The 21,376-nt window shown below is 61.9% G+C and carries 21 protein-coding genes; 7 read left to right on the forward strand and 14 right to left on the reverse strand.

Going from position 1 to position 21,376, the window contains the following annotated elements:
- Nucleotides 1-109: 109 nt before the first annotated feature.
- Nucleotides 110-526: a MarR family winged helix-turn-helix transcriptional regulator gene (locus I6E74_RS00285; RefSeq protein WP_197121892.1), complete on the forward strand. Its 417-nt coding sequence runs from the start codon at nt 110-112 to the stop codon at nt 524-526.
- The gene (locus I6E74_RS00290; protein WP_197121894.1) at nt 523-1,860 is read left to right on the forward strand and encodes an MFS transporter; all 1,338 of its coding nucleotides are present in this window, start codon (nt 523-525) and stop codon (nt 1,858-1,860) included. Before I6E74_RS00285 ends, I6E74_RS00290 begins: the two co-directional genes overlap by 4 nt.
- On the opposite strand, the gene I6E74_RS00295 is transcribed toward I6E74_RS00290, so the two are convergent.
- From I6E74_RS00295 to I6E74_RS00305, 3 genes are read right to left on the reverse strand one after another with little or no spacing between them, the layout of a single operon-like run.
- Nucleotides 1,857-2,705, reverse strand: coding sequence for a transglutaminase family protein (locus I6E74_RS00295; RefSeq protein WP_197121896.1), 849 nt, complete (start codon nt 2,703-2,705; stop codon nt 1,857-1,859). The two genes, I6E74_RS00290 and I6E74_RS00295, sit on opposite strands and share 4 nt — an antisense overlap.
- On the reverse strand, nt 2,702-3,634 hold the full coding sequence (locus I6E74_RS00300) for an alpha-E domain-containing protein (RefSeq protein WP_197107043.1): 933 nt from the start codon (nt 3,632-3,634) through the stop codon (nt 2,702-2,704). Before I6E74_RS00300 ends, I6E74_RS00295 begins: the two co-directional genes overlap by 4 nt.
- Nucleotides 3,628-5,295 (reverse strand): circularly permuted type 2 ATP-grasp protein, encoded by a 1,668-nt coding sequence (locus I6E74_RS00305; protein ID WP_197121898.1) that lies wholly within the window; start codon nt 5,293-5,295, stop codon nt 3,628-3,630. Before I6E74_RS00305 ends, I6E74_RS00300 begins: the two co-directional genes overlap by 7 nt.
- An 85-nt stretch (nt 5,296-5,380) precedes the next feature.
- On the opposite strand from I6E74_RS00305, the gene I6E74_RS00310 reads away from it, so the two are divergent.
- Nucleotides 5,381-6,025 (forward strand): alpha/beta hydrolase, encoded by a 645-nt coding sequence (locus tag I6E74_RS00310; protein ID WP_197121900.1) that lies wholly within the window; start codon nt 5,381-5,383, stop codon nt 6,023-6,025.
- A 36-nt stretch (nt 6,026-6,061) separates the two neighbouring features.
- Here I6E74_RS00310 and I6E74_RS00315 read toward each other — a convergent pair whose 3' ends face one another.
- Complete coding sequence (locus tag I6E74_RS00315) at nt 6,062-6,760, reverse strand: TrkA family potassium uptake protein (protein ID WP_231601076.1); 699 nt, start codon at nt 6,758-6,760, stop codon at nt 6,062-6,064.
- Nucleotides 6,753-8,111 carry a TrkH family potassium uptake protein gene (locus tag I6E74_RS00320; protein ID WP_197121902.1) on the reverse strand — a complete coding sequence of 453 codons (1,359 nt, stop codon included), beginning with the start codon at nt 8,109-8,111 and terminating at the stop codon, nt 6,753-6,755. Before I6E74_RS00320 ends, I6E74_RS00315 begins: the two co-directional genes overlap by 8 nt.
- A 90-nt stretch (nt 8,112-8,201) precedes the next feature.
- Between I6E74_RS00320 and I6E74_RS00325 the strand changes: the two genes are divergently transcribed.
- Together I6E74_RS00325 and I6E74_RS00330 are read left to right on the forward strand one after the other, a co-directional pair.
- Nucleotides 8,202-8,804: a CrcB family protein gene (locus I6E74_RS00325; RefSeq protein WP_197121904.1), complete on the forward strand. Its 603-nt coding sequence runs from the start codon at nt 8,202-8,204 to the stop codon at nt 8,802-8,804.
- The gene (locus tag I6E74_RS00330) at nt 8,801-9,175 is read left to right on the forward strand and encodes a CrcB family protein (protein ID WP_197121906.1); all 375 of its coding nucleotides are present in this window, start codon (nt 8,801-8,803) and stop codon (nt 9,173-9,175) included. Before I6E74_RS00325 ends, I6E74_RS00330 begins: the two co-directional genes overlap by 4 nt.
- 31 nt (nt 9,176-9,206) lie before the next feature.
- On the opposite strand, the gene I6E74_RS00335 is transcribed toward I6E74_RS00330, so the two are convergent.
- Nucleotides 9,207-9,647 (reverse strand): nitroreductase family deazaflavin-dependent oxidoreductase, encoded by a 441-nt coding sequence (locus I6E74_RS00335; protein ID WP_197121908.1) that lies wholly within the window; start codon nt 9,645-9,647, stop codon nt 9,207-9,209.
- Nucleotides 9,648-9,742: 95 nt separating this feature from the next.
- Here I6E74_RS00335 and I6E74_RS00340 point away from each other — a divergent pair, with 95 nt between their 5' ends.
- Nucleotides 9,743-10,234: a hypothetical protein gene (locus I6E74_RS00340; protein WP_197121910.1), complete on the forward strand. Its 492-nt coding sequence runs from the start codon at nt 9,743-9,745 to the stop codon at nt 10,232-10,234.
- A gap of 24 nt (nt 10,235-10,258) precedes the next feature.
- On the opposite strand, the gene I6E74_RS00345 is transcribed toward I6E74_RS00340, so the two are convergent.
- The gene (locus tag I6E74_RS00345) at nt 10,259-12,829 is read right to left on the reverse strand and encodes a LuxR family transcriptional regulator (protein ID WP_197121912.1); all 2,571 of its coding nucleotides are present in this window, start codon (nt 12,827-12,829) and stop codon (nt 10,259-10,261) included.
- A gap of 129 nt (nt 12,830-12,958) precedes the next feature.
- Here I6E74_RS00345 and I6E74_RS00350 point away from each other — a divergent pair, with 129 nt between their 5' ends.
- Nucleotides 12,959-13,876, forward strand: coding sequence for an NAD(P)-dependent oxidoreductase (locus I6E74_RS00350; RefSeq protein ID WP_231604437.1), 918 nt, complete (start codon nt 12,959-12,961; stop codon nt 13,874-13,876).
- A gap of 24 nt (nt 13,877-13,900) precedes the next feature.
- Here the strand turns inward: I6E74_RS00350 and rhaI are convergent, their stop codons facing one another.
- From rhaI to I6E74_RS00385, 7 genes are all read right to left on the reverse strand, one after another.
- Nucleotides 13,901-15,067, reverse strand: a complete 1,167-nt coding sequence (gene rhaI, locus I6E74_RS00355; RefSeq protein WP_197121916.1) for an L-rhamnose isomerase — start codon at nt 15,065-15,067, stop codon at nt 13,901-13,903.
- A gap of 53 nt (nt 15,068-15,120) precedes the next feature.
- Entirely contained in the window at nt 15,121-15,783 is a 663-nt protein-coding gene (locus I6E74_RS00360) for a histidine phosphatase family protein (protein WP_197121918.1), read from the reverse strand.
- Nucleotides 15,780-17,330 carry an FGGY-family carbohydrate kinase gene (locus tag I6E74_RS00365; RefSeq protein ID WP_197121920.1) on the reverse strand — a complete coding sequence of 517 codons (1,551 nt, stop codon included), beginning with the start codon at nt 17,328-17,330 and terminating at the stop codon, nt 15,780-15,782. The genes I6E74_RS00360 and I6E74_RS00365 overlap by 4 nt, the downstream gene beginning before the upstream one ends.
- A complete protein-coding gene (locus I6E74_RS00370) occupies nt 17,296-18,069 on the reverse strand; it encodes a class II aldolase/adducin family protein (protein ID WP_197121922.1) in 774 nt (257 codons plus the stop codon). The genes I6E74_RS00365 and I6E74_RS00370 overlap by 35 nt, the downstream gene beginning before the upstream one ends.
- Before the next feature lie 35 nt (nt 18,070-18,104).
- The gene (locus I6E74_RS00375) at nt 18,105-19,130 is read right to left on the reverse strand and encodes a LacI family DNA-binding transcriptional regulator (protein ID WP_231604438.1); all 1,026 of its coding nucleotides are present in this window, start codon (nt 19,128-19,130) and stop codon (nt 18,105-18,107) included.
- A 105-nt stretch (nt 19,131-19,235) separates the two neighbouring features.
- Nucleotides 19,236-20,282 (reverse strand): rhamnose ABC transporter substrate-binding protein, encoded by a 1,047-nt coding sequence (locus I6E74_RS00380; RefSeq protein ID WP_197121924.1) that lies wholly within the window; start codon nt 20,280-20,282, stop codon nt 19,236-19,238.
- Between the two features lie 61 nt (nt 20,283-20,343).
- Nucleotides 20,344-21,375 (reverse strand): ABC transporter permease, encoded by a 1,032-nt coding sequence (locus tag I6E74_RS00385; protein WP_231604439.1) that lies wholly within the window; start codon nt 21,373-21,375, stop codon nt 20,344-20,346.
- Nucleotide 21,376 lies beyond the last annotated feature (1 nt).

Raw genomic sequence — 21,376 nt, forward strand, 5'->3', positions numbered from 1 at the left:
TGGGCCTCCTTGCTGCCTCCATTCTATGGCGGCGAAGTTCCAAGCAATATGGGTAAAGCTGGCCAGATTCACATTTAGTTAGCAAGACTAATTTGCTAAACTAACGAAAGTGCCAGACAAACTAGACGACGAGCTTCGAATCACCCTCATGCGTATCGCTCGTCGCATCCGCCAGCAGCGTCACGACGACACCCTGAGCGACAGCCAACTCTCCGTTCTCTACGTGCTGACTCACCACGGCGGCAGCACCCTCGCCGCCCTCGCCGAGCATGAACACGTCACCCCGCCCTCGATGAACCGCACCGTCAACTGCCTCAGCGACGAAGGCCTGATCACCCGCTCCAGCTCGCCCGACGACGGCCGCAAAGTGCTCATTGAAGCCACGGATGCCGGAATCGAGTTGGTCGACAAGACCCGCCAACGCCGCGCAGCTTGGTTCGCCGCAGAGCTCGAGGGGCTCAGCCCCGAGGAGCATGCCGCCCTGCACGCCGCCATCCCCGTTCTCGTGAAGTTGGCCAATTCGTGAGCGCAATGTTTCGCTCGCTTCGCCTCTTCAACTATCGCCTCTGGATCATCGGTGCTGTCGTCTCCAACACCGGCGCCTGGATGCAACGCACCGCGCAAGACTGGATCGTGCTTACTGACCTGACCGATTACGACGCCGCCGCTCTCGGCTTCACAATGGCGCTGCAGTTCGGCCCCATGCTGCTGCTGATGCCACTCACAGGAATCATCGCCGACCGTTTCGACCGTCGCACCGTGCTGCTGTGGACCCAATTCAGCCAGTTTGCTCTTGCTCTCGGCCTGGGCATCCTTGTGATCTCGGGTCACGTGCAGTTGTGGCAGGTCTACGTCTTCGCACTCCTGCTCGGAGTCGCGACCGCGATTGATGCCCCCGCTCGTCAAGCGTTCGTCTCAGAACTCGTGAGCGACAAAGACCTGCCCAACGCTGTGGCGCTCAACTCGATGTCGTTCCAGACCGCTCGCCTCATCGGGCCTGCCGTAGCTGGCGTGCTCGTCGCCGCGATCGGTGCCGGGCCGGTCTTCATCGTGAACGCGGCATCCTTCGCCGGCGTACTCGCCTCGCTCTGGTTCATGCGGCGCGGGCAGCTCTTTCCGGTGGCGAAGCTTGGCCGAGCGAAGGGCCAGATTCGGGATGGGCTGCGCTATGTTCGCGGCCGGCCCGACATTCTGATTGTGCTCGTCATGGTCTTTCTGGTCGGCACCTTTGGCTTCAACTTTCCCGTCTTCATCGCGACCATGGCCACCGGAGTCTTCGGCAAGGGAGCCGCCGAGTTCGGGCTGCTGTCGTCGATGATGGCGGTCGGTGCGGTCGTCGGCTCCCTGCTTGCCGCCCGCCGCGAGCGCGCCCGCTTCGGGGTCGTCATCGTGGGTTCTGCCTTCTTCGGGCTCGCCTGTCTCCTCGCGGCTTTCGCCCCCAGCTACTGGACGTTCGGCGCCGCCCTCACGATCATCGGCGTCTTCTCGCTTACCATGATGACCACCGCCAACGCCTACGTGCAGACCTCGACAACGCCCATCATGCGCGGTCGCGTCATGGCTCTCTACCTCGCGATCTTCGCGGGCGGCACGCCGATCGGCGCCCCCATCGTGGGCTGGGCAGCCAACGAACTCGGGCCCCGCTGGGCGCTCGGTATCGGTGCCCTCTCCGGTTTACTCGCCGCTGCGGCGGCCATCATCTGGCTCGTCTACAGCCGCGGGATGCGCGTGGGTCGCGTGCCCGAAAGCCGCTTCCGTCTGCGCTTGCGCTTCCCGCCCGAGCCCACGCCCGATGAAGAGCGTGAGCTCGCCACCCAAGAGATCGCGATCGTTGAAACCACCACGCGACGCACTAGTTAGGCCTCGCGGGTAATCTCCACACTCACGAACAGTTTGGAGCCGAAGGGGCCCGCGTACACACCGCGCAGCGGCGGCACGTCGTTGTAGTCGCGACCGCGACCCACGAGCACGTGCCGATCACCAATGTCGATGAGGTTCGTGGGGTCGTAGCCACGCCACTGCCCGTTGCAGAACCATTCGATCCACGCGTGGGATTCCCCGACGACCGTTTCACCAATCGCGGCATCCGGTTTCGGGTGCAGGTAACCAGACACATAGCGGGCAGGAACCCCCACGGAACGCAGCGCGCCCAAAGCGAGATGCGCGATGTCTTGGCAGACACCTTTTCCCCCGGCCCAGGCCTCTGTCGCCGTCGTCGCCACCCCAGTGACGCCGCTCATGTACTGAATCGCGTTACCGATGGCCATCGAAATTTCGAGGGCACCAGCACAGGCATCATCTGACTTCGCTGCGATATCTTTCGCGAGCGCAATCACCTCTGCTGGGGGCTCAGTGCGCCGCGTCTGGGTCAAGTTCTCGACGGCTTCCATCGAGAGCTCGGCCGTGGCGATCATCTCGTCCCAGCCAATCGACTCGAAGTCGTGGGTGCGCTCATGCACCTCAACCAGACTCGTCGCGGTGAGCGACAGCTCCTTGTGGCCCGTCAGCACCTCGAAGGAGGCGACGCGGGTTCCCCAATAGTCGACGTAGTTGCTCTGGCTTGAGAGCGGCAAGATGTCCAAGTTGGAGAACAATACGAGTTGGCCCTCAACGCTGGCGGGAAGCATCCGCGCCTCGTTGTAGGACGCCGTAACTTCGCCGCCGTAGCTGAACCCTGTGGAGTGAACGATCCTGAGACGCTTCATGAGATCTCTCCAACCCACTCGGGAGCAGCATTCGTCGGGAAGTAGCGCTGACGCACTGCCTCCGAAGCCGCACTCGTTGCTGCCTGCACACGATCCATGTGGTGCGGCAGGTCATCCAAAATTTCAGCGATCGGTCGATATTCGAGCTCACTGCGGATCTTGCCCAACAGCCGCTGCGCGTCGTCGCCAACCCCCACGCGGTTCATGCGCCGCGGTTCAAGTTCGCGCATGCAATCCTCTGCCCGCGATACCGAGAACAGAATGCTGCGCGGGAACAAGCGGTCGAGCAACAAGAACTCGGCCGCGTTGCTCGCGCTCGGCACACCACGGTAGGTGCGCAGGTAAGGCTCGTAGGCACCACAGGAACGAAGGATGGTCGTCCACGACGGACCACTGGCCTCCGTGAGACTGCGGGTTGCCAAAAGTCGCGCCGTCATGTCTGCGCGTTCGAGGCTGCGACCGAGCGTGAAGAACTGCCACGCTTCGTCCCGACTCGTCGCGGACTCGATGATTCCCACGGCAAGAGCGGAGCGTTCGCGAACCCAGGCGAAGAAATCGCTGACTTTGTCTCCGGAAATGCGGCGCGGCATCCGAGCCTGGGTCGTGTTGAGGCACTCCCATAGTTCGGTCGACACGATCTCGCGAGCACGACGCGCGTTTTCACGAGCAGCACCGAGCGAATAGGCGATCGATGCTGGTTCGGTACGGTCGACCGCAAGGATCGACAGCACGTCGCCCCGCGTGAGAACAGCATCAGCGGGAGCCTCGCTGCCCATCACACTCAAGAGCGCGCGGCAGGCATCGTCTTCTTCAATCCACGGGTCTTCGAGCAACAGCTGAAGGTGAACGTCGAGGATGCGGGCGGTTCCGTCAGCACGCTCAATGTAGCGCCCGATCCAGAACAGTGATTCTGCAATGCGGCTCAGCATGATTGACCTCCCTCGGTGTCGACACTCTGCTGTTGCTGCTCTTCTTGACGTTGACGCTGAGTGAGCGTTCGCGTGCTGTCCTGATCTTCAACATGGTCAGCATGCCCGGAGGCTTCGAGAAGCATTTCGGGAGTAATGACCGTGATGGCTTCGGTATCGGCCTGACGTTCGACCAGACCTTGGAGCGTGCTCTCGGACGCTTCGACCTTCTCGCGACCGACAACCCACGTGTCTTTCGAGCCACCACCCTGCGAGCTGTTGACCACCAGCTGTCCCTCGGGCAACGCGACCCGAGTGAGGCCACCTGGCAACACCCACACATCGTTTCCGTCGTTGACCGCGAAGGGGCGAAGGTCGGCGTGACGCGGTCGCATGCCGTCATCCACGACCGTCGGAATCGTCGATAGCTGCACAACCGGCTGCGCAATCCAGCCCCGGGGATCCTTGAGGAGCTGCTTCTTGAGCGTCTCCAATTCAGCTTTGGATGCCGCTGGGCCGATCACGAGGCCCTTACCGCCGGAGCCATCAACGGGCTTGATCACGAGCTCATCAAGACGGTCGAGCACTTCTTCGAGCGCTCCCGGATCTTCGAGTCGCCACGTATCGACGTTGGGGATGATCGACTTCTCGCCGAGGTAGTACTCGGTGAGATCGGGCAGGTAGGTGTAGACGAGCTTGTCGTCGGCAACACCGTTTCCGACCGCGTTGGCGATCGTGACGTTTCCGAGGCGAGCAGCGAGCATCATGCCCGGGCTGCCCAACATCGAGTCGGCACGGAACTGCAGCGGGTCGAGGAACTCGTCGTCAACCCGGCGATAGATCACGTCGACGCGGGTGGGACCGGCAGTGGTGCGCATCCAGACCCGGCCACCGGAGCAGAACAGGTCACGGCCCTCCACGAGCTCGACGCCCATGAGGCGGGCGAGCAGCGTGTGCTCGAAGTACGCAGAGTTGTAGACACCCGGAGTGAGCACAACGACGTTGGGTTCATCTACGCCGCCGGGTGCACTAGCGCGCAGTGCCTGCAGCAACTTGTGGGGGTAGTCACCGACGGGGCGAACCCGCATCGAGACGAACAACTCGGGAAGCGTCTGCGCCATCACTCGACGGTTCGAGATCACGTAGCTCACGCCACTGGGCACGCGCACGTTGTCTTCGAGAACGCGCCACGCTCCCACTTCGTCGCGGATGAGGTCGATACCGCTGACCTGAATCCGCACGCCGTTGGCGGGCTCAATGCCGGCCGCCTGCCGATGGAAGTGGCTGGATGAGGTGATCATGCGAGCAGGAATCACACCATCTTTGATGGCATTCTGCGGCCCGTAGATGTCGGCCAGGAATGCTTCGAGCGCACGAACACGCTGTTTAACTCCCGACTCGACCTGTTTCCACTCGGAGAGGTCAATAACCCGAGGAACCGCGTCGAGAGGAAAGGGCCTCTCTTCGCCAGCGAAGTCAAAGGTAACGCCCTGGGCGAGGTAACTGTCGGCGAGTGCTTCAGTACGTCCGCGCAACTCTTCTTGCGTCATTTGCGCCAGCGCGTCATGAATCTCGCGGTAGGGGCGACGTATCTCGCTATCGGCAGAGAACATCTCATCCCACGCGGCTGGTCCGGTGCGTTTGGAGGCGCTTGATGTGTATCCGTCAAACAAATCTGCCATGTACAGACACTAGGCCGATTGAAACAGTTTCGCTCGCTAGTGCGTTGATTCAGCCGAAATGTCTTGCACAATTTACAGTTAAGTAATGGCTGCCAACCTCCCCACAATTCTTGTTCTCCCCGGCGGAGGTTATTCGCGACTCGCACCCCACGAAGGCGAGCCCGTTGCTGCCTGGTTGCGATCGATTGGCTGGAATGCCCGCGTCGTCGAATACCCCGTGAGCACCAAACATCCAGCCCCTTTGCTGGCAATTCAGTCTGAAATTGCGAAAGAACGTGCGCTAGGGGCCCCGCTCGTGGGCGTTTTGGGCTTCTCCGCTGGCGGCCATTTAGCTGGTCACGCTGCCGTCGCGCCCGTCGCTAAGCCAGAAGAGCGCCCCGATTTCGCGGTGCTCAGCTACCCCGTTGTCAGCATGGTGACGCCGACGCACGCCGGGTCACGCGAAGAACTCATTGGGCTGGATGCCAACGATTATCTTCGGGAAGACACCTCTCTTGAGTTGCTGGTGACGCCCGCCACTCCCCCCATGTTTATCTGGCACACCGCCGCCGACGAACCCGTTCCGGTCGCAGAGCACTCCTACCCGCTCGCTACCGCGCTGGCAGAGGCCGGAGTACGCCACGAACTGCACGTCTTCGCGGACGGCAAGCACGGCTTGGGCCTTGCAGAAGGCACGCCAGCCGAAGCGTGGCAGGCGCTCTGCGAGATCTGGTTGAGCTCGCTGCGCTAACAGCCGCTCGCGCGCGCCGACTGCCTGTTCATTCCGCTAACGACGCAAGCTGAAGGCTTCTGCCTTGCTCGTGGGGCCGGAAACCAGAATGGTGTCGTCGGCAGCAATGACCGTTTTCTCGTCAGTGTAGGTCCACGCTCCGCCGTGCGGACGCACCGCAGTGACCGTGACGCCCGCCGTTGAACGAACCCGCGATTCCCCGAGCGTCTTGCCGATGATCGCGACGGGCGGCGCCATCTTGACGAGCGAAAAATCGTCGCCGATCTCAAGGTAGTCCTGCATGGAACCGCGCACGAGATGAGCTACCCGGCGACCCATCTCCTTTTCGGGGTAGATCACGTGGCCCACGCCGAGTTGTTCCAGAATCGTGCCATGCGCGTCGCTCACCGCTTTCGCCCACACGTGCGCCACGTTGAACCGCAACAGCAGCGACGTCGTGAGGATGCTCGCCTGAATGTCACTGCCGATCGCGACAACCACGCGATCGAACTCAGGCACCGCCAACTGCTGCAGCACCTCTTCACGCGTTGAATCCGCGGCGACCACATGAGTGAGCTGGCCGTTGAGTTCTTGCACGATCGACTCATCCAGATCGATGCCGAGCACTTCAGTGCCATTGGCCATGAGCTCCAGCGCGAGGGCGCGACCGAAACGGCCCAACCCGATCACCGCCACCGAATCTGCGGCAGCCACACTCGAAGCATCCGAACCAGAGAACATGCGCAATTTAGCCAATGATCGGCCTTTCTTTGGGAAGTTCATACAGGACAGCGCGCTCACGCAGAGCGAGCGCGGTAGCAAAACTAATTGGACCAAGGCGGCCCACAAACATGAGAACAGCGAGGATCAGTTGCGCCGCGACCGGCAGTTCAGGGGTGATGCCCTCTGAGAGCCCGACCGTGCCGAAGGCCGAGACGGTTTCGAACAGCACCGGGCTCAGCGGCAACCCCGACAACAACATGATCGTGACCGTGGATGTCGCCACGACTCCCCCCGACAGCAAGACCACCGCGATCGCTTGGCGGTGCACCGCGCGCGACAGTCGCTTGCCGAAAACATTCACGACGCCGTCTCCGCGCACCTCCGCGAGGAGGATGAAGAACAGCACCGCAAACGTCGTGACCTTGATGCCACCGGCAGTGCCGGCCGGGCCGCCTCCGATGAACATGAGCGCGGTCATCCCGAACTGGGTCGCTTCGCTCATGGCACCGATATCGATGCTGTTGAAGCCAGCGGTGCGGGTCTGCACGGATTGGAAAAACCCGGCGAGAATCTTGGTGTGCCAGTCGAGCGGGCCGAGGGTCGCGGGGTTGTTCCACTCGATGAGCGTGATGTAGACGGCACCCGCGACGAGAAGCAGTGGAGTCGCGGCGATCACGATGCGCGTGTTCATGCTCCACTTGAGACGGTTTCCGCCGAAGCGCAGCAGTTGAATGATCACCGGGAAGCCGAGACCACCGAGGATGATCTCGGCACAGAGCGTGAGCGAGACCACCGGGTCGTCAACGAACGACATCATGTTGTCGCTGAAGAGCGCAAAGCCAGCGTTGTTGAACGACGACACTGCATGGAAAAGCGCGAACCACGCCGCCTCGCCCACGCTGTAGCCGTAGCGAAGCAGGAACCAGAAGAAGAGGATGACCGCACCGGCACCCTCGATGATGAGGGAAATCTTGAGCACACCGAGAATCAGCGACCGCACGTCACCGAAACCAACATTCTTGGTCTCTGCCGCGGCCGTAATGCGAGAGCGCAGCGACAGTCTTCGCACGACGGCGATACCGATGATGGAGGCGAACGTCATGACGCCGAAGCCACCAACCTGGATCAGCACCATGATGACGACCTGGCCGAAGCCGGTCCAATACGTGGAGGTGTCGACGATCACGTGACCGGTCACACACATCGCGGAGACCGCAGTGAAGAACGCCTCCACGAGGGTTGCGCCGCCCGGACCGGTACGCGAAATGGGTAGCGCCAGCAGGGCTGTGCCCGCTGCGATACCAATCAAAAACCCGAGAAGAGTGAGCTGCGCTGGGTGAACCAGTTTTCGCCTATTACCCGTCCCGCGAAGGATGTTGTGCACCGGGATACAGTACGCCTGTTTGGGGCCAATCGTCACGACTTTTCATTCGCTACTGTTAAGAGCAACCACTGCAACGACCGGAGGCTCGCCGTGCCCAACGCCCCGGACGACCGGCCGCAGGCTCACCGGCTGCCCGCCGACGCCGACGAGCTCCACGCGCCGCTGCGCCGCCCGTGGCATTTCCCGCGCTGGCGACGGCGCTTGCGAGCCCGGCTGCCGATGAACAGCGATATCGAGATCACCCGCACGGTTGTGGGGATGCCGGAGATGATCCGCATCCGCCCCCGTCATCTTGCACTCGCCGCCCTTGGTGGTGGCCTTGGTGCTGCTGTGCGATTCATCATCGCGCAGACGACTCCGATCTGGGAAACCCTCTCGCTCGGGACCGTGATCGTCAACGTCGCGGGGCCGTTCCTGCTCGGGCTACTGCTGCAGAGTCTGGCCGAACGTCAAGAATCTAGGCGGATGCGCGTGATCCGGCTCCTTACTGCCGTCGGGTTCTTGGGAGCCCTGACGAGCTACGCGCAGCTCGCAGTTGACATTGTGATCGTCTCGGAACGCCACCACGTGCTGCTCGCGGTTGCTTACGGTAGCGCAACGCTCATTGCCGGAGCGGGAGCCGTCTGGCTGGGCGTCTTTACGTCGAAGAGTTGGTTCCGCATTCTGCGCCAGCACGAACGGTTGGTTCGATGATCATCGGAGCACTCTTCATCACCGTCGCGGGCGGACTCGGCGCCGCCCTACGCCTAGCCGTGAACGCGTTCGTGCACCGCCGCATCCGCACCAACTATCCCGTCGCAATGTCGATCATCAACATCACCGGATCGTTTCTGTTCGGCCTCATCACGGGAATGACGGCCGGTCATTTCGTGCCCGAAGAACTCGGCCTCTACGCCGGAGTCGGCATGGTGGGCGGCTTCACCGCGTTCAGCACGACAAGCTTTCAGACTCTGCGGCTGCTGCAAGAAAACCGGGTGTGGCTCGCCATCGCGAACTCCTTCGGCATGCTTGCTGTCGCCGTGCTGGTAGCGGCGCTCGGACTCATGATCGGCCGGGCGCTCTGACCCAGCCGTTCGCTGAGTCCCGACGGCGCACTTAGGCGCTGATCGGCTCCAACACGAAGACCGGAATCTCGCGCTCGGTCTTCGCCTGATAATCCTCATAGTCGGGGTACGCCGCGACCGAACGCTCCCACCAGAGAGCCTTCTCGTCACCGGTCACCTCGCGGGCCATAAAATCACCCTTGATCCCCACATCGTGCAGCTCAACGTGCGGCTGAGCGACGATGTTGTAGTACCAGACCGGATGCTTCGGTGCCCCACCGAGCGAGGCAACAACGGCATAGTTGCCATCGTGTTCCACTCGCATGAGCGCGGTCTTGCGCAGCTTGCCGGATTTGGCACCCACCGTGGTCAAGACAATGATCGGCATCCCGCGCATGAGGTTGCCCTCGTGGCCGTTGCTGGCTTCAAAAACGTCGGCCTGATTGCGGGCCCACTCTGACGTGCTGGGTTCGTACTCTCCTGTAAGCGGCATGGCTCCACGTTACCTGCCGACACCTGAGCCTGTTACTCAGAGATAGGTAGTTTTTACTCACGCGCCCGAGCACGGCCGAGGAGTTTACTTGGCGCATGATCACTTCACAGCGCGCGCTGAAAAGCGCCATCGCCATCTCCCTGGCGGCAGGGCTCTCCGTCTCCCTCTCCGGCTGCTTCGGCAACCCGCTCGAGGACTTCACTGACAACCTCATCGAGAACACCGTTGAAAACGCGATTGAGGGCGCAACCGGTGTCGACGTGGATGTCGATGGCGACGGTACTGGAGGCTCGCTGCCGAAGTCGTGGCCCGCAGAAGTACCCGCGCCGGACGGCGACATTCTCTTCTCGCTCGGCATCGATGGGGGCTACAGCGCCACCATCAACGTGGGGGATGAAGCGGCAGCGCAAGCTGGCTACGACAAGCTCGTCTCGAGTGGCTTTGAAATGATTTCCGAGCTCTCGCTCGGCGACGAGGGCTTTCTCTACGGTCTACAAAGTGACGACTGGATCATTCAATACTCGTGGGGAACCACCGAAGAAGACGGCACTCTCGTGAACATGATCGTGTCCGCGAACGAGGAGTAAAGACCCGCTTCGTTCTCGCCGCTGCTACAGCTCGGCAAGAACCTCTTCAAGCTCAACCCGACCCTTGACCCCCAGCTTGCGATAAATACGAGCCAAATGGTTGTCAACGGTTCTGACAGACAACCCGAGCTGCTGGCCAATCTCACGACTGCGTTTGCGGCCAGCAGCAGCCCGGGCAATTGTCCACTCTCGCTCAGTGAGCTCGGCGGCGTGAGACTCCCCCGGCACCTGATCCATGTCGGCCGCGAGGCGGCGGGCGAGCAACGTTGCTTTGCGCTCCAACTCGCGCCGGTCGGCCTTCGCCGCGGTGCGTGCACCCGCGAGAAGACCATCGACCGCGAGTGCCGCTAATCCCGAGGAGGCAAGAGCGGGAGCGATCACACAGAGGCGGGCGACATCCGCTTCGGCTGCCACCTCTGCCCAGTCGCGGATGCTGGCCACCAGCGGCGAAGGCGAGAGGTGCGTCAGCAGTTCCAGTTGCTCGCGCGCGACAGCGGGGTGCCCCACCCGAATCGCCACAGTAAGAGTGAGGGCACTCAGCAAGAAGTGACCGAGGATGATGCCCTCGGCGGCAGCCGCGACGATCACGCCGGCCGCTTCGTCGGTGCGCCCCTCGGCCGCCAACAACCAGGCCTCGCACTCGGCGCGCTGCAGAATGACTTTGGCGTCGCCAGCATGCTCTGGGGTGATTTCGGAGAGCAGTTCTCTGGCTGTTTCTGGCTCACCCAACTGGGCGTCGACGGTGGCGTGCAAGGCAATCGCGGTGCCAAACAACCCGGTGAAGTCGCGCCACTTCAACTGTTCAACTGCCAGAGTGGCGAGCGATTGGGCGTCGCTCAATCGCCCCTCGTGAAGGCGCACAATGGCCAGCGCGTACGACCACACCCCGGCAGAATCTGCGAACCGGTCGAGGCGGCGCTGGGTTGCGAAATCGCGGGCGCGGCCGATCTCGGCTGAGGCAACGAGCGCCAAGAACTCGGAGAGATCGAGAAGCGAGCTCGCGAACGGCGCCTCAAAGCGGAAAGCGTTGGCGAGGGGTCGGGTCTGCAGAATGGCGGCAAACGCATCGGCGGGATTGCCCGCCATCGTCGCGATCATTGCCGCGGTGAGTCCCGCGTTCACGGCGCCGAGCCCACCCTCGGGAGATACCGGGTCGGCGACCTCGGCGAGAGCTTGAGCGTCTCCCGTCATGAGTTGCCACTTGGCCAGTTCCGGACGCAGCACCGGCTGAGCGCGAGCATCCATTCGCGATAATTCGCACGTCACCCGGTCGACAGCATCCGAGGGTCGAGAGAGGCGATAAACCATGTGCTGACCCCAGCGGGCGAGGGCAATAGCCCGCTGTTCGTCATCACCGGAGAGACCAATCGCCGACTCGAACACTGCGGACGCCCGGTCGGACTGGGCCAGAGCCGAGAGCGCACTCGCGAGCACCAGCTCGGGCGCGAAACGTCGCTCACTGAGTTGGGCGCGTTCCGCGAGCGATGCCGCAACAGCATGGTCGCCGGCGGCATGGGCGTAGCTTGCCGCCCAATCCAGATCGTCGTTGCTGATCACGGCATCCGTCGAGATGAGCAATACCGTTGCCGTGAATCGCAGTTGCTGATCGCCCATCGGAATCAGTCGGCCCGCGATCTCCGTGACCAACTCTGCGCGTGCGTCCTGCGTCAGCTCGATCGTGAGCGCCTCGGCAAAGAGAGGATGCGCAAGCCGCAGAAGAGGTGTTGTTTCGTCGCCAGCGTCTTCGACAATGCCCTCGCTCGTAAGGAAGGCAAGCGCATCCGCCTCCTCGGCCCTCATGGCTGCACGGGGAATCGGCTGCGCGATCGCAATGAGCTGAGCCAGACGACGCTGCGCGGTTGTGAGCTGCTGAACGCGATCGGCAATCGTTGCGCGCACATGCTTCGGCAGCGTCGCGATCGACACTTCAACCCCAAAATCACCGCTGTGGATGCCACCCGCTCGCGCTGCCGCAAAAATGAGTTCGCGCAGCATCAGTGGGTTGCCGCGGCTCGCCTCGAAGAGACCGCGCAGGCTCTCGGGGCGCAACGTTCCGCCCAAATACTGTTGGAGGATCGACTGGCTGTGTTCGAGGCTCAACCCTTCGAGCTCAACGATGTCGATGAGGTTTTCGTGCAGCAGTCGCGCGATGGGGCCGTCGAGTTCGTGCGAATCCCGGGCTGTCAGGAGCGTCGTGACGCCGAAGACACGTACCAGTTGGTAAAGCACGCTCGCCGAAACGGCATCGAGGAGTGGAGCATCATCGATGACGAGCACAAACTTCTGCGGGTTCTCCCCCACCACACCGACGAGGGCCTGAACGCGGTCGCTCACACTCTCGAGATCGTGCCTGCCCGAACTGGCGAGCACCGGGGCAAGGGCACCGAGGGGAACATCCACGAGCTCAGCGAGACCGATCACAGGCACCACAGTGCGTCCATCGGCGCGCAACGCGTGCGAGATGTGGGCGCCCAATGTGGTCTTGCCCACGCCACTCGGGCCGCGCAACATCACCGAACGCGGTCGAGGGCCGCGAAGGGCCGCAAGCACAGCATCCCGCTCACTTTCACGGGGCAGAACCGGCCACCGTGCCATGACCTGCCTCCCCGCCTCGACCAATGATGTGGCCGCCAGCATAGTGGCAGGGCGTTACGACTTGAATAACCTTCCATAAGGCATGCTGGAATGATCGCCGCCCGACGCCACACTCAGGAGACCTGCGCCATGATCACAATCGCCCTTCCCGACCAGCAGACGTTCGACCGACTGGCGCCGCAACTGTCCAACGTTAACGTCATCGTGTGGGGTCCGGCCGACGGCGCTCCCCCAGTGCACATCGACCTCGCGCTCCTCGGCTACCTCGGCGCGAGTGGCGGTCTCGCATCATTTGCCGGAATGGATGTCGCAGCCCTCCAGTCGCAATCCCTCGGTTATGACGGCGTCGAGAGCCGTCTCCCCGCAGGCATCACCTACTGCAACGCCATTGGCGTGCACGAAGCCTCCACCGCCGAGCTCGCCGTCGGCATGATCATCTCTGAGCAGCGCGGCTTTCCTCAGCACTTCGCCAACCAACAGACCGGCACGTGGGACCAGCACGAACAGCCCGGTGTTGCGGGCACAACCGTCGTCATCGTCGGCGCCGGTGGCGTCGGCAACCAGATCGCCGACAAGCTTGCCCCCTTTGACGCCAACGTTGTGCGCGTCGCCCGCACCAACCGCAGCGATGCCCGCGGCGCCGTGCAATCAATGGATGCGCTGCCTGCGCTGCTCGCCAAAGCCGACATCGTGGCAATCGCCGTGCCCCTCAGCGACGACACCACGGGGCTCGTGGACGCCGCCTTCCTCGAGGCGATGAAACCTGGCGCGCTTCTCGTGAACGTGTCTCGGGGCAAGATCGTTGACACCGACGCCCTCGTGGCTGCGGCATCCACCGGTCACGTTCGCGCGGCGCTCGACGTCACTGAGCCGGAACCACTGCCGAGCGACCACCCGCTCTGGACGATTCCCGGCGTGACGATAACGCCGCACATCGGCGGCGCAACCTCAGCCATGCACGCCCGAGTGGATGCCGTGATGCGCGAGCAAGCGCGGCGGCTCGTCGCCGGTGAGCCCCTCGCGTACGTGGTGATTGACGGGCGCTAGCATCGTCGGGAATGCAGCCGTTGCTTAGGCGCCCCACCCTGCTTGGACGCCGCCCACCCGCTCCGTCGCGATCTTCTGCTGATACCCGGATGCCGCGTACGCCTGCATAGGATCGGCCGCAAGCCCGCGCGACTCTCGCCACGCAGCGAGGTCGCCGCGCACGTCAGTGTAAAAAGCATCCATCATGACAGCGTTGGCCCCGAGCACATCGCCAGCGATCTCGGCTGCGGCGAGAGCATCCCTGTCGACAAGAAGGGCCCGTGCTGTCATTTCTTGAACGTTGAGCACCGAGCGGATCTGGCCTGGAATCTTGTCTTCAACGTTGTGGCACTGGTCGAGCATGAAGGCGACGTCGCTGTCGGCGCCGTAGCCACCGCCGCGCACCACTTCGAACATAATGCGGAACAGCTGAAAGGGATCGGCAGCGCCGACGATGAGGTCGTCATCGGCATAAAAGCGCGAATTGAAGTCGAAAGACCCCAGCTTGCCGAGGCGCAGCAGCTGCATCACGATGAACTCGATATTGGTGCCCGGAGCATGGTGACCCGTATCGAGGCAGACCAGCGCACGCTCTCCGAGCGCAGACACTTGAGCGTACGAGGTGCCCCAGTCGGGAACGTCAGTGTGATAAAAAGCGGGCTCGAAGAACTTGTACTCGAGCACCATCCGCTGCTCACCACTCAAGCGGTCATAGATCTGCCGCAACGAGTCGGCAAGGCGATCTTGACGGCCACGGAGGTCGACCTGGCCGGGATAGTTCGAGCCATCCGCAAGCCAAATCTTCAGGTCGCGAGAACCAGTGTGACCCATGATGTCGATGCACTCGAAGTGATGGTCGATCGCCTTCTGGCGAATCGTCGGATCGACATGCGTGAGCGACCCGAACTTGTAGTCGTCATCCTGAAAAGTGTTGCTGTTCACGGTGCCGAGAGCAACACCGTGCTCGTTCGCAAAGGCACCGAGCGCCTCATAGTCATCAACCCTGTCCCACGGGATGTGCAGAGCAACAGACGGAGACAGCGCCGTGAACATATTGACTTGCGCTGCATCCGCAATCTTCTCTTCTGGGGTGCGCGGAGTTCCGGGCGTCCCGAACACTTTGAAACGCGTTCCTGAGTTGCCGAAAGCCCACGATGGCAGTTCAATAGCCTGCTGGGCGAGCAATGATTCAATCTGAGCGAAACCGGTCATGATGTTTTCCTGTCTTCGTTAACGCTGGTGAATTCGTGGGTTGAGTTGTGAGTTCAGTTAGTTTCTGGAGGAGATGTAGGAGCGGTAGGAGCGGTAGGAACGTTGTATCCAAGAAGCGCTGGCCCGTTGAAGTCGGCGCTGATATCGGTGTCGGCGTTCCACGCGACGGTGGTGATCGCTACGTTCGCTACCGACGGGAACGTCGTGCGGTATCTGTCGAGCGGAATCCTGAGCGAGCGACACAGGATGAGCCTCATCAGCGTGGAGTGCATAACGACAAGCAGGGTGCCGTCAGGATGCCGCGCGGTGATGCTCTCAAGCGCACCCCACGCACGAGCAACGGCGTCCTCCCCCGACTCCCCGTCGGGCAGCGGGACGGTGCCAGGGTGGGCAACGAAGCGTGCTGCCTCATCCGGAAACGTGACACGCATTTCAGCGGAAGTAAGACCCTCGCCTCGACCGAAATGCACTTCCCGCAACGCAGGTTCAATCCTGAGAGGCAATCCGAGCGCGGTGGCTGCCGGCGTCGCCGTGATTACCGCACGAGAAAGATCAGAGGCGTAGACGGCATCGATGGGCTGCGTTTTTGCCCAGCGCCCCAGTTGCTCACCTTGAGAGATGCCGAGCTCGGTGAGCGCAACATCCGTGCTCCCGGCGTAGCGGTTTTCGGCATGCCAGGCTGTTTCGCCGTGGCGCGCGAGCAAGAGGGTGGTCATTCGGTTATCCACTCTTTCGAGACAAGTTCAGCAACGAACTCGTCATAGCGATCGTTCCACTGCGTCACATGTTCGGACCGCGGTTCGACAACGCTGCCCACAATGGACATACGCGACGCGGTTTCGGGCAATACGGCGTTCGCCGTTCCGGCCCATGCTGCAAGAATTGCCATTCCAATCGAACCCTCCGATGAGCGCGGGATGGTGATGCTGCGGCCGAGCAAGTCGGCGCGCAACTGCGTCCACCATTTGTTCTTCGTGCCCCCACCTGATGAACTCAACGTTCCATCAACGGCAGCGCCCGCGTGGGCCATCGTCTCGAAACTGAGCCGCTCAACGCACGCGACACCGAGCATGATCGCTGCAGCTAGCAGGTCGGGATCCTCGCGCGTTGCGGCTTCTTTGAGGCTGTAATCAACTCCCGAGATAGTCACAAAACCTCGAGCGTCCGGGCGAATCAGCGGAAACCGCTCACCGACCCCGGCAAGAGGATAACTCGTGGGTATCGCAGAAAGTTGATCCCCTGAAGCGCTAAGGCGTTGAGACACTCCGGCGAGATCAATCGACGGAAGCGCCTCCGTGATTGCCCCAGCGCCGACGCTGGAAGCACCGCCCGGAAACCACAGCCCGTCATGAGGAGCGCGGTGGGAGTAAACAGCGCCGGCGTCGTCAATGATGATGCGATCCGTTACTCCCTTGAGCACCATCGTTGTACCGATCACTGTGTGCCAATCACCAAGGCCAAGAGTGGCGGCGCCGAGCTGGGCGGCACACCCATCTGTCATACCGGCAAAGATCGGGGTGCCAGCCGGAAGCCCGGTGAGTTCTGCCCAACGCTCACTCGACTGCCCAAGCTCGGTGCCAGGGGCGACGACCTCTGGCAACTTCGCCGGAGCGACTCCCAAGGTGGTGAGAGCGCCAACGGGCCATTCCAACTCACCCAGGTCGTAGCCCGATTTCAGCGAATGGCTCCAGTCAGAAGACACTCGTGTTCCGACCATAGCCGCTGCGAGCACATCGGCCTGATGGGCAACCCACCGACCCTCAGGAAGCATGCCGTTACGCGCAAGCCACGCAATCTTCGGGAGTGCCCACGTGGGTTGGATGCGATAGCCGAGTCGAGCCCACCGCTGAGGGTCAGCCTCGTTTGCTTCCTGCCCGAGCGAACCTGCCCGAGCATCGTCATACATAATGCCCGGCGATTGGGGACGCCCCGCGGAATCCACCGTGGTGACGGTACCGGAGGTCGCGCAAATCGACACCCCGGCAATACGATGCACTGAGTTCGCTGCGAGCGAGTCGATCGCTACCGAAAGTGCCGCACCCGCTTGGGCGACCCACATTCCGGGATCTTGCTCGTGACGTTCGCCATCGCGATGGCTGACCAAAGGTAACGATGCCGAGGCCGCAACAGCGCCGTCATCATCAACGATGGATACCTTTGTACTCTGGGTTCCCAGGTCAATGCCAACCCACAGCGCCGCCACCGTCAGCACCCGTTCAGCGGCGACATTAGACGGTTCCTGCGAGGTTCTTGCGACGTTCAATCATGTCCGTGCGCTCAAAGTAGTGCGCCACAGCTTCGCTACCGAGGCCAGAAACTCCCCCAACCGATAGCGCCTGCACGCGGGTTCGCGCGCCTTTAACAGTCATGAGAGTGATTGCCTCAACAGCATCCGCAGATCCTCCGATGGCGACAATGCCGTGGTTGCCCAACAGCACGACCGACGGTAGCGCGCCATGCTCAGCGAAGTAGTCTCGCAAGCGTTCGAGGAACAGTCGCCCCAGAGCGATTCCCGGCGCAGCGTACGGAACGAAGAGCGGAATGCCGATCACGACTGCTTCATCGGTGTAAACCCACTCCGCAAAAGCAGTGTCCGCATGAATGCTTGAGAGCAGACCGAGCACAGCAGTGGGGTGAGTGTGCGCGACATACGCTGCCGGGAGCACCGACTGCACCGCAGCATGCACGAGGGTCTCAATGGACCCTCGGCGTCGAACGCCATCGTGCTCACCGGCATCGAGCAGCGCTGTCAGATCTTCTTGCGTCGACTCAGGATCATCCATGAGGTCGATGAGCGGTTGCACGTCCGTCACCACGAAATCATTTGCGTCGGCGCGAGCCATATATACGCCGGATGCCTTCACAACGAGACGCCCATCTGCAAGCAACTGCGAAGTGTTTCCCTCTGCGAGGATCACGAGGTCCTTGGCGGGCTCCCCGAGCGTACGAGTGAGCGCGACGAGGTCCTCAGTAACGAGGCTGGGTTGCCAGTTGGTAGTCATAATTCGTTCCTTCTCGGAGTCTGATGGTGTATTCGTCACGCCGAAAGACGGGACGATGGCGGTGCCGCGCTTGAATCGCGCACCACCAATTCAGGGACAAGCAAGTCATGGTGGTGAGTATGGGATTCGCCGCGGTCAATTTCGTCAAGAAGCATCCGAACGGCACGCCGCCCCAGCTCTTCTCGCGGCTGGAGCACCGTAGTGAGCGGAATCGTCGCTGCCTGCGCCCACACCAAGTCATCGAATCCGACAATGCTGATCTCCTGCGGAACCCGGATGCCCCGGTGGGCGAACTCCAAGAGCACGCCAAGAGCAAGGAGGTCGTTGCCGCACATGATTGCGGTGGGACGTGAGCGGGCAGGAAGCATCGCAAGGTTCGCGGCCGCCTGCCGTCCATCCTGAATTTGCCAGGAGTCTGTGACGATACGGCGAGGATCGATTCTGACCGGTGACAGTGCTTCCATGAAACCGGCGAAACGCCGATCTACCTGGGGGTTAGTGCCGAGGTCCCCAACGAAAGCGACATCGCGGTGTCCGAGAGAAACTAGGTGTGCTCCAGCAAGTCGTCCGCCGGCAAAGTCGTCGGTTTTAACCCAGCAACGGCTGGACTGTTCCGCGACCCTGTCGACGTACACCAATGGAACGTTGCGGGAATCGAAACGGTCGAGTGCTACGTCGTCAGCCTGCACGGGCGCAATCATGATGCCGTGTACACGTTGCTGAACCAAGAGGTTGAGGTTGTCGTGCTCACGACCCACATCGTTGCCGTTGTGGGTAATGACCACGCCTACGCCAAGGGACTTGGCCTCCGCTTCCGCCCCGAGTGCGACATCCACAAAGAATGGGTTGGATAGATCAGCCAAGGCGAGCCCCAGCGTGCGCTGGCGGCCGGCCGGAAAACGTCGGGCGTTGGGGGTCGGAACGTACCCCAGCTCAGAGATTGAGGCCTGAACCCGTTCGCGCGTGGAGGAGGCAACATACGCCGGGCGGTTGAGCACGTTGCTCACCGTTCCCGCAGACACACCCGCGTGGCGTGCGACGTCATGAATGGTCGCCATCATCGGCCTCCTTCGCGCTGGATAGGTAGAGCCCGCAACAAGTGCTGCCGCGGGCTCTACCGTGATATTCCGTTCGCCTCTCGACGAATCTTAGGAGCTAACTCGTCCTTAGAAGGAGAAGTCGCCTACGTTGCTCGCATCGAAGACGAACATCGGGCCGAGGACGACCTCTCCGCCGGCGCCGACGGTGTATTCACCGAGCGTGCCTGCTTCGAAAGTGTCTCCTTCAGCGCCAGTGATGTCACCGTTGATGAGTGCTTGAGCTGCGTATGAAGCAAGGTAACCAAGGTCTTCTGGGTTCCAAAGACCGAACTGCTCGATTACACCGCTGTCGATGTACTCAACCATTTCGCTCGGAAGACCAAGACCGGTAACCCAGACCTCGCCCTGGTACTCAGGGGTGTCTGCGAGGTAGTGAGCGGCTTCCTTCACCGAAACGGTGTCGGGGGCGATGATCGCGTCGAGGTCCGGGATGCTCTGGATGAGTCCCTGAGCCTCCTGGTATGCCTTCTCATCGATGTCGTCACCGTAAGCGACCTTAGCGATCGTGATCTCGGGGTGGTCTTCTTCGATGATTGCGGTCATAGCGTCAACCCAGGCGTTCAGGTTGGCGGCGTTTGCTCCACCAGACAGGATCGCGATGGTTCCACCATCAGCGCCGAGATGAGCCGCGGTGAGGTCAACAAGACCCTGTGCGATTCCATCGACCGTTGCTTGGTTGATGAAGACGTCGCGGCAATCAGTGTCGGTGTCGTAGGCAACAACCTTGACGCCCGCGGTCTGCGCAGCAGTCAAGTCGTTGCATACAGCTGCGGGGTCGTTCGCCGCAATGACGATTGCTCCCTGGCCCGTCTGGATTGCAGTCTGGATGAATGGAACCTGGTCAGCCGAACCGGTTGCGGTCGGGCCTGCCTCGGTAAAGGTAAGACCGAGTTCCGCAGCTGCAGCGGCAGCTCCCTTGTCCGACGCCTCAAAGTACTTGTTGCCAAGGCTCTTAGGGATGACGGTGATGCTTCCGCTTGCGCTCGCGTCACCGTCTCCGCTGTCATCGCCCGTGGGGGCAACGCAGCCGGTGAGCAGCATCGCGGAGGCCGCGACGGTTACTACAGCTGCTACCCCGCGCTTGCGCGAAGTTTTACTGAATGTGAACTTCATTGTTCTGCCTTCCTGTGTGGATTGTGGTGCATTGTGGTTGGGATGGTGAAGCTGGTTGGCGCTAAGCTCCCGCGGAGACCGCGGAAGCCTTCCCTCGGCGTCGGCGCGAAATTGAGCCAGAGACACTTGCGACGACGACGGAGAAGATGAGGGCAGCACCGGTGACGATGCTGATGGTGTCGGACCCGATTCCGGCGAGCTGCAGCGTCTTGTTGAGCGCTGCGATAAGCACTCCGCCAGCCAGCGCTCCAAGCAACGTTCCGCGGCCACCCCAAATTGAGACACCGCCAAGCACGATTGCCGTGACGACTTGAAGTTCGAATCCGAATCCGTTAGTACCGATCGCGTTGCTGTACTGCAGCGTGTAGTAGACACCGGTCGCTGATGCAACGAGTCCACTCAGCACGAAGAGGATGAGCTTGGTGCGATTGACCCGCACGCCAGAGAACGCTGCCGCTTCCGGGCTCAATCCGATCGCAAACACACCACGGCCGAAGGGAGTGAAGTGCAGGAGGACCGCGAATGCGACGACAAGCACCAGGATCGCAACAGTCACGATGGGAAGCGGCGAGCCAAAGACCGGCGAGATTGCGAAGCTGAGCACCTCTTGAGGAAAGTCAGTAACGGCCCGAGTACCGAGCAGCCCGACAGCGATTCCCCGGAAGAGCGCCAACGTGCCAATGGTTACCGCGAGGCTAGGTAATCCGACGACGGTAACGAGCACCCCGTTGAACAGCCCGATCAGGCCCCCACCCACGATCGCCAGCACGGCAGCCAGCGAGAGAGGAACACCGGCCGCGTAAGACAACCCGAAGATGGCGCTCGAGAAGCCGAGCACGCTGCCGACCGACAGGTCGATTTCGCCGGTGATGATGATCAACGTGACCGGGATCAGCATCAGCAGGATCGGTGCGGAATTCAGGATCATCGTGGAATACGTATACGGCTGGGCAAAGTAGGGCACGGTTGCCGTCGCAATAACAATCAGGAGCACGATCGCCGCGATGATGGCGGTTTCGGTGCGCAACAGTAGTCGACGCCAGAGCGGGCGGCCGTAGCGCTGGTACTTTGCTGCCGCGGCGGGGTCAGTCATG

This window comes from Salinibacterium sp. SWN139 (genome assembly GCF_015864625.1).
GTDB lineage: Bacteria > Actinomycetota > Actinomycetes > Actinomycetales > Microbacteriaceae > Rhodoglobus.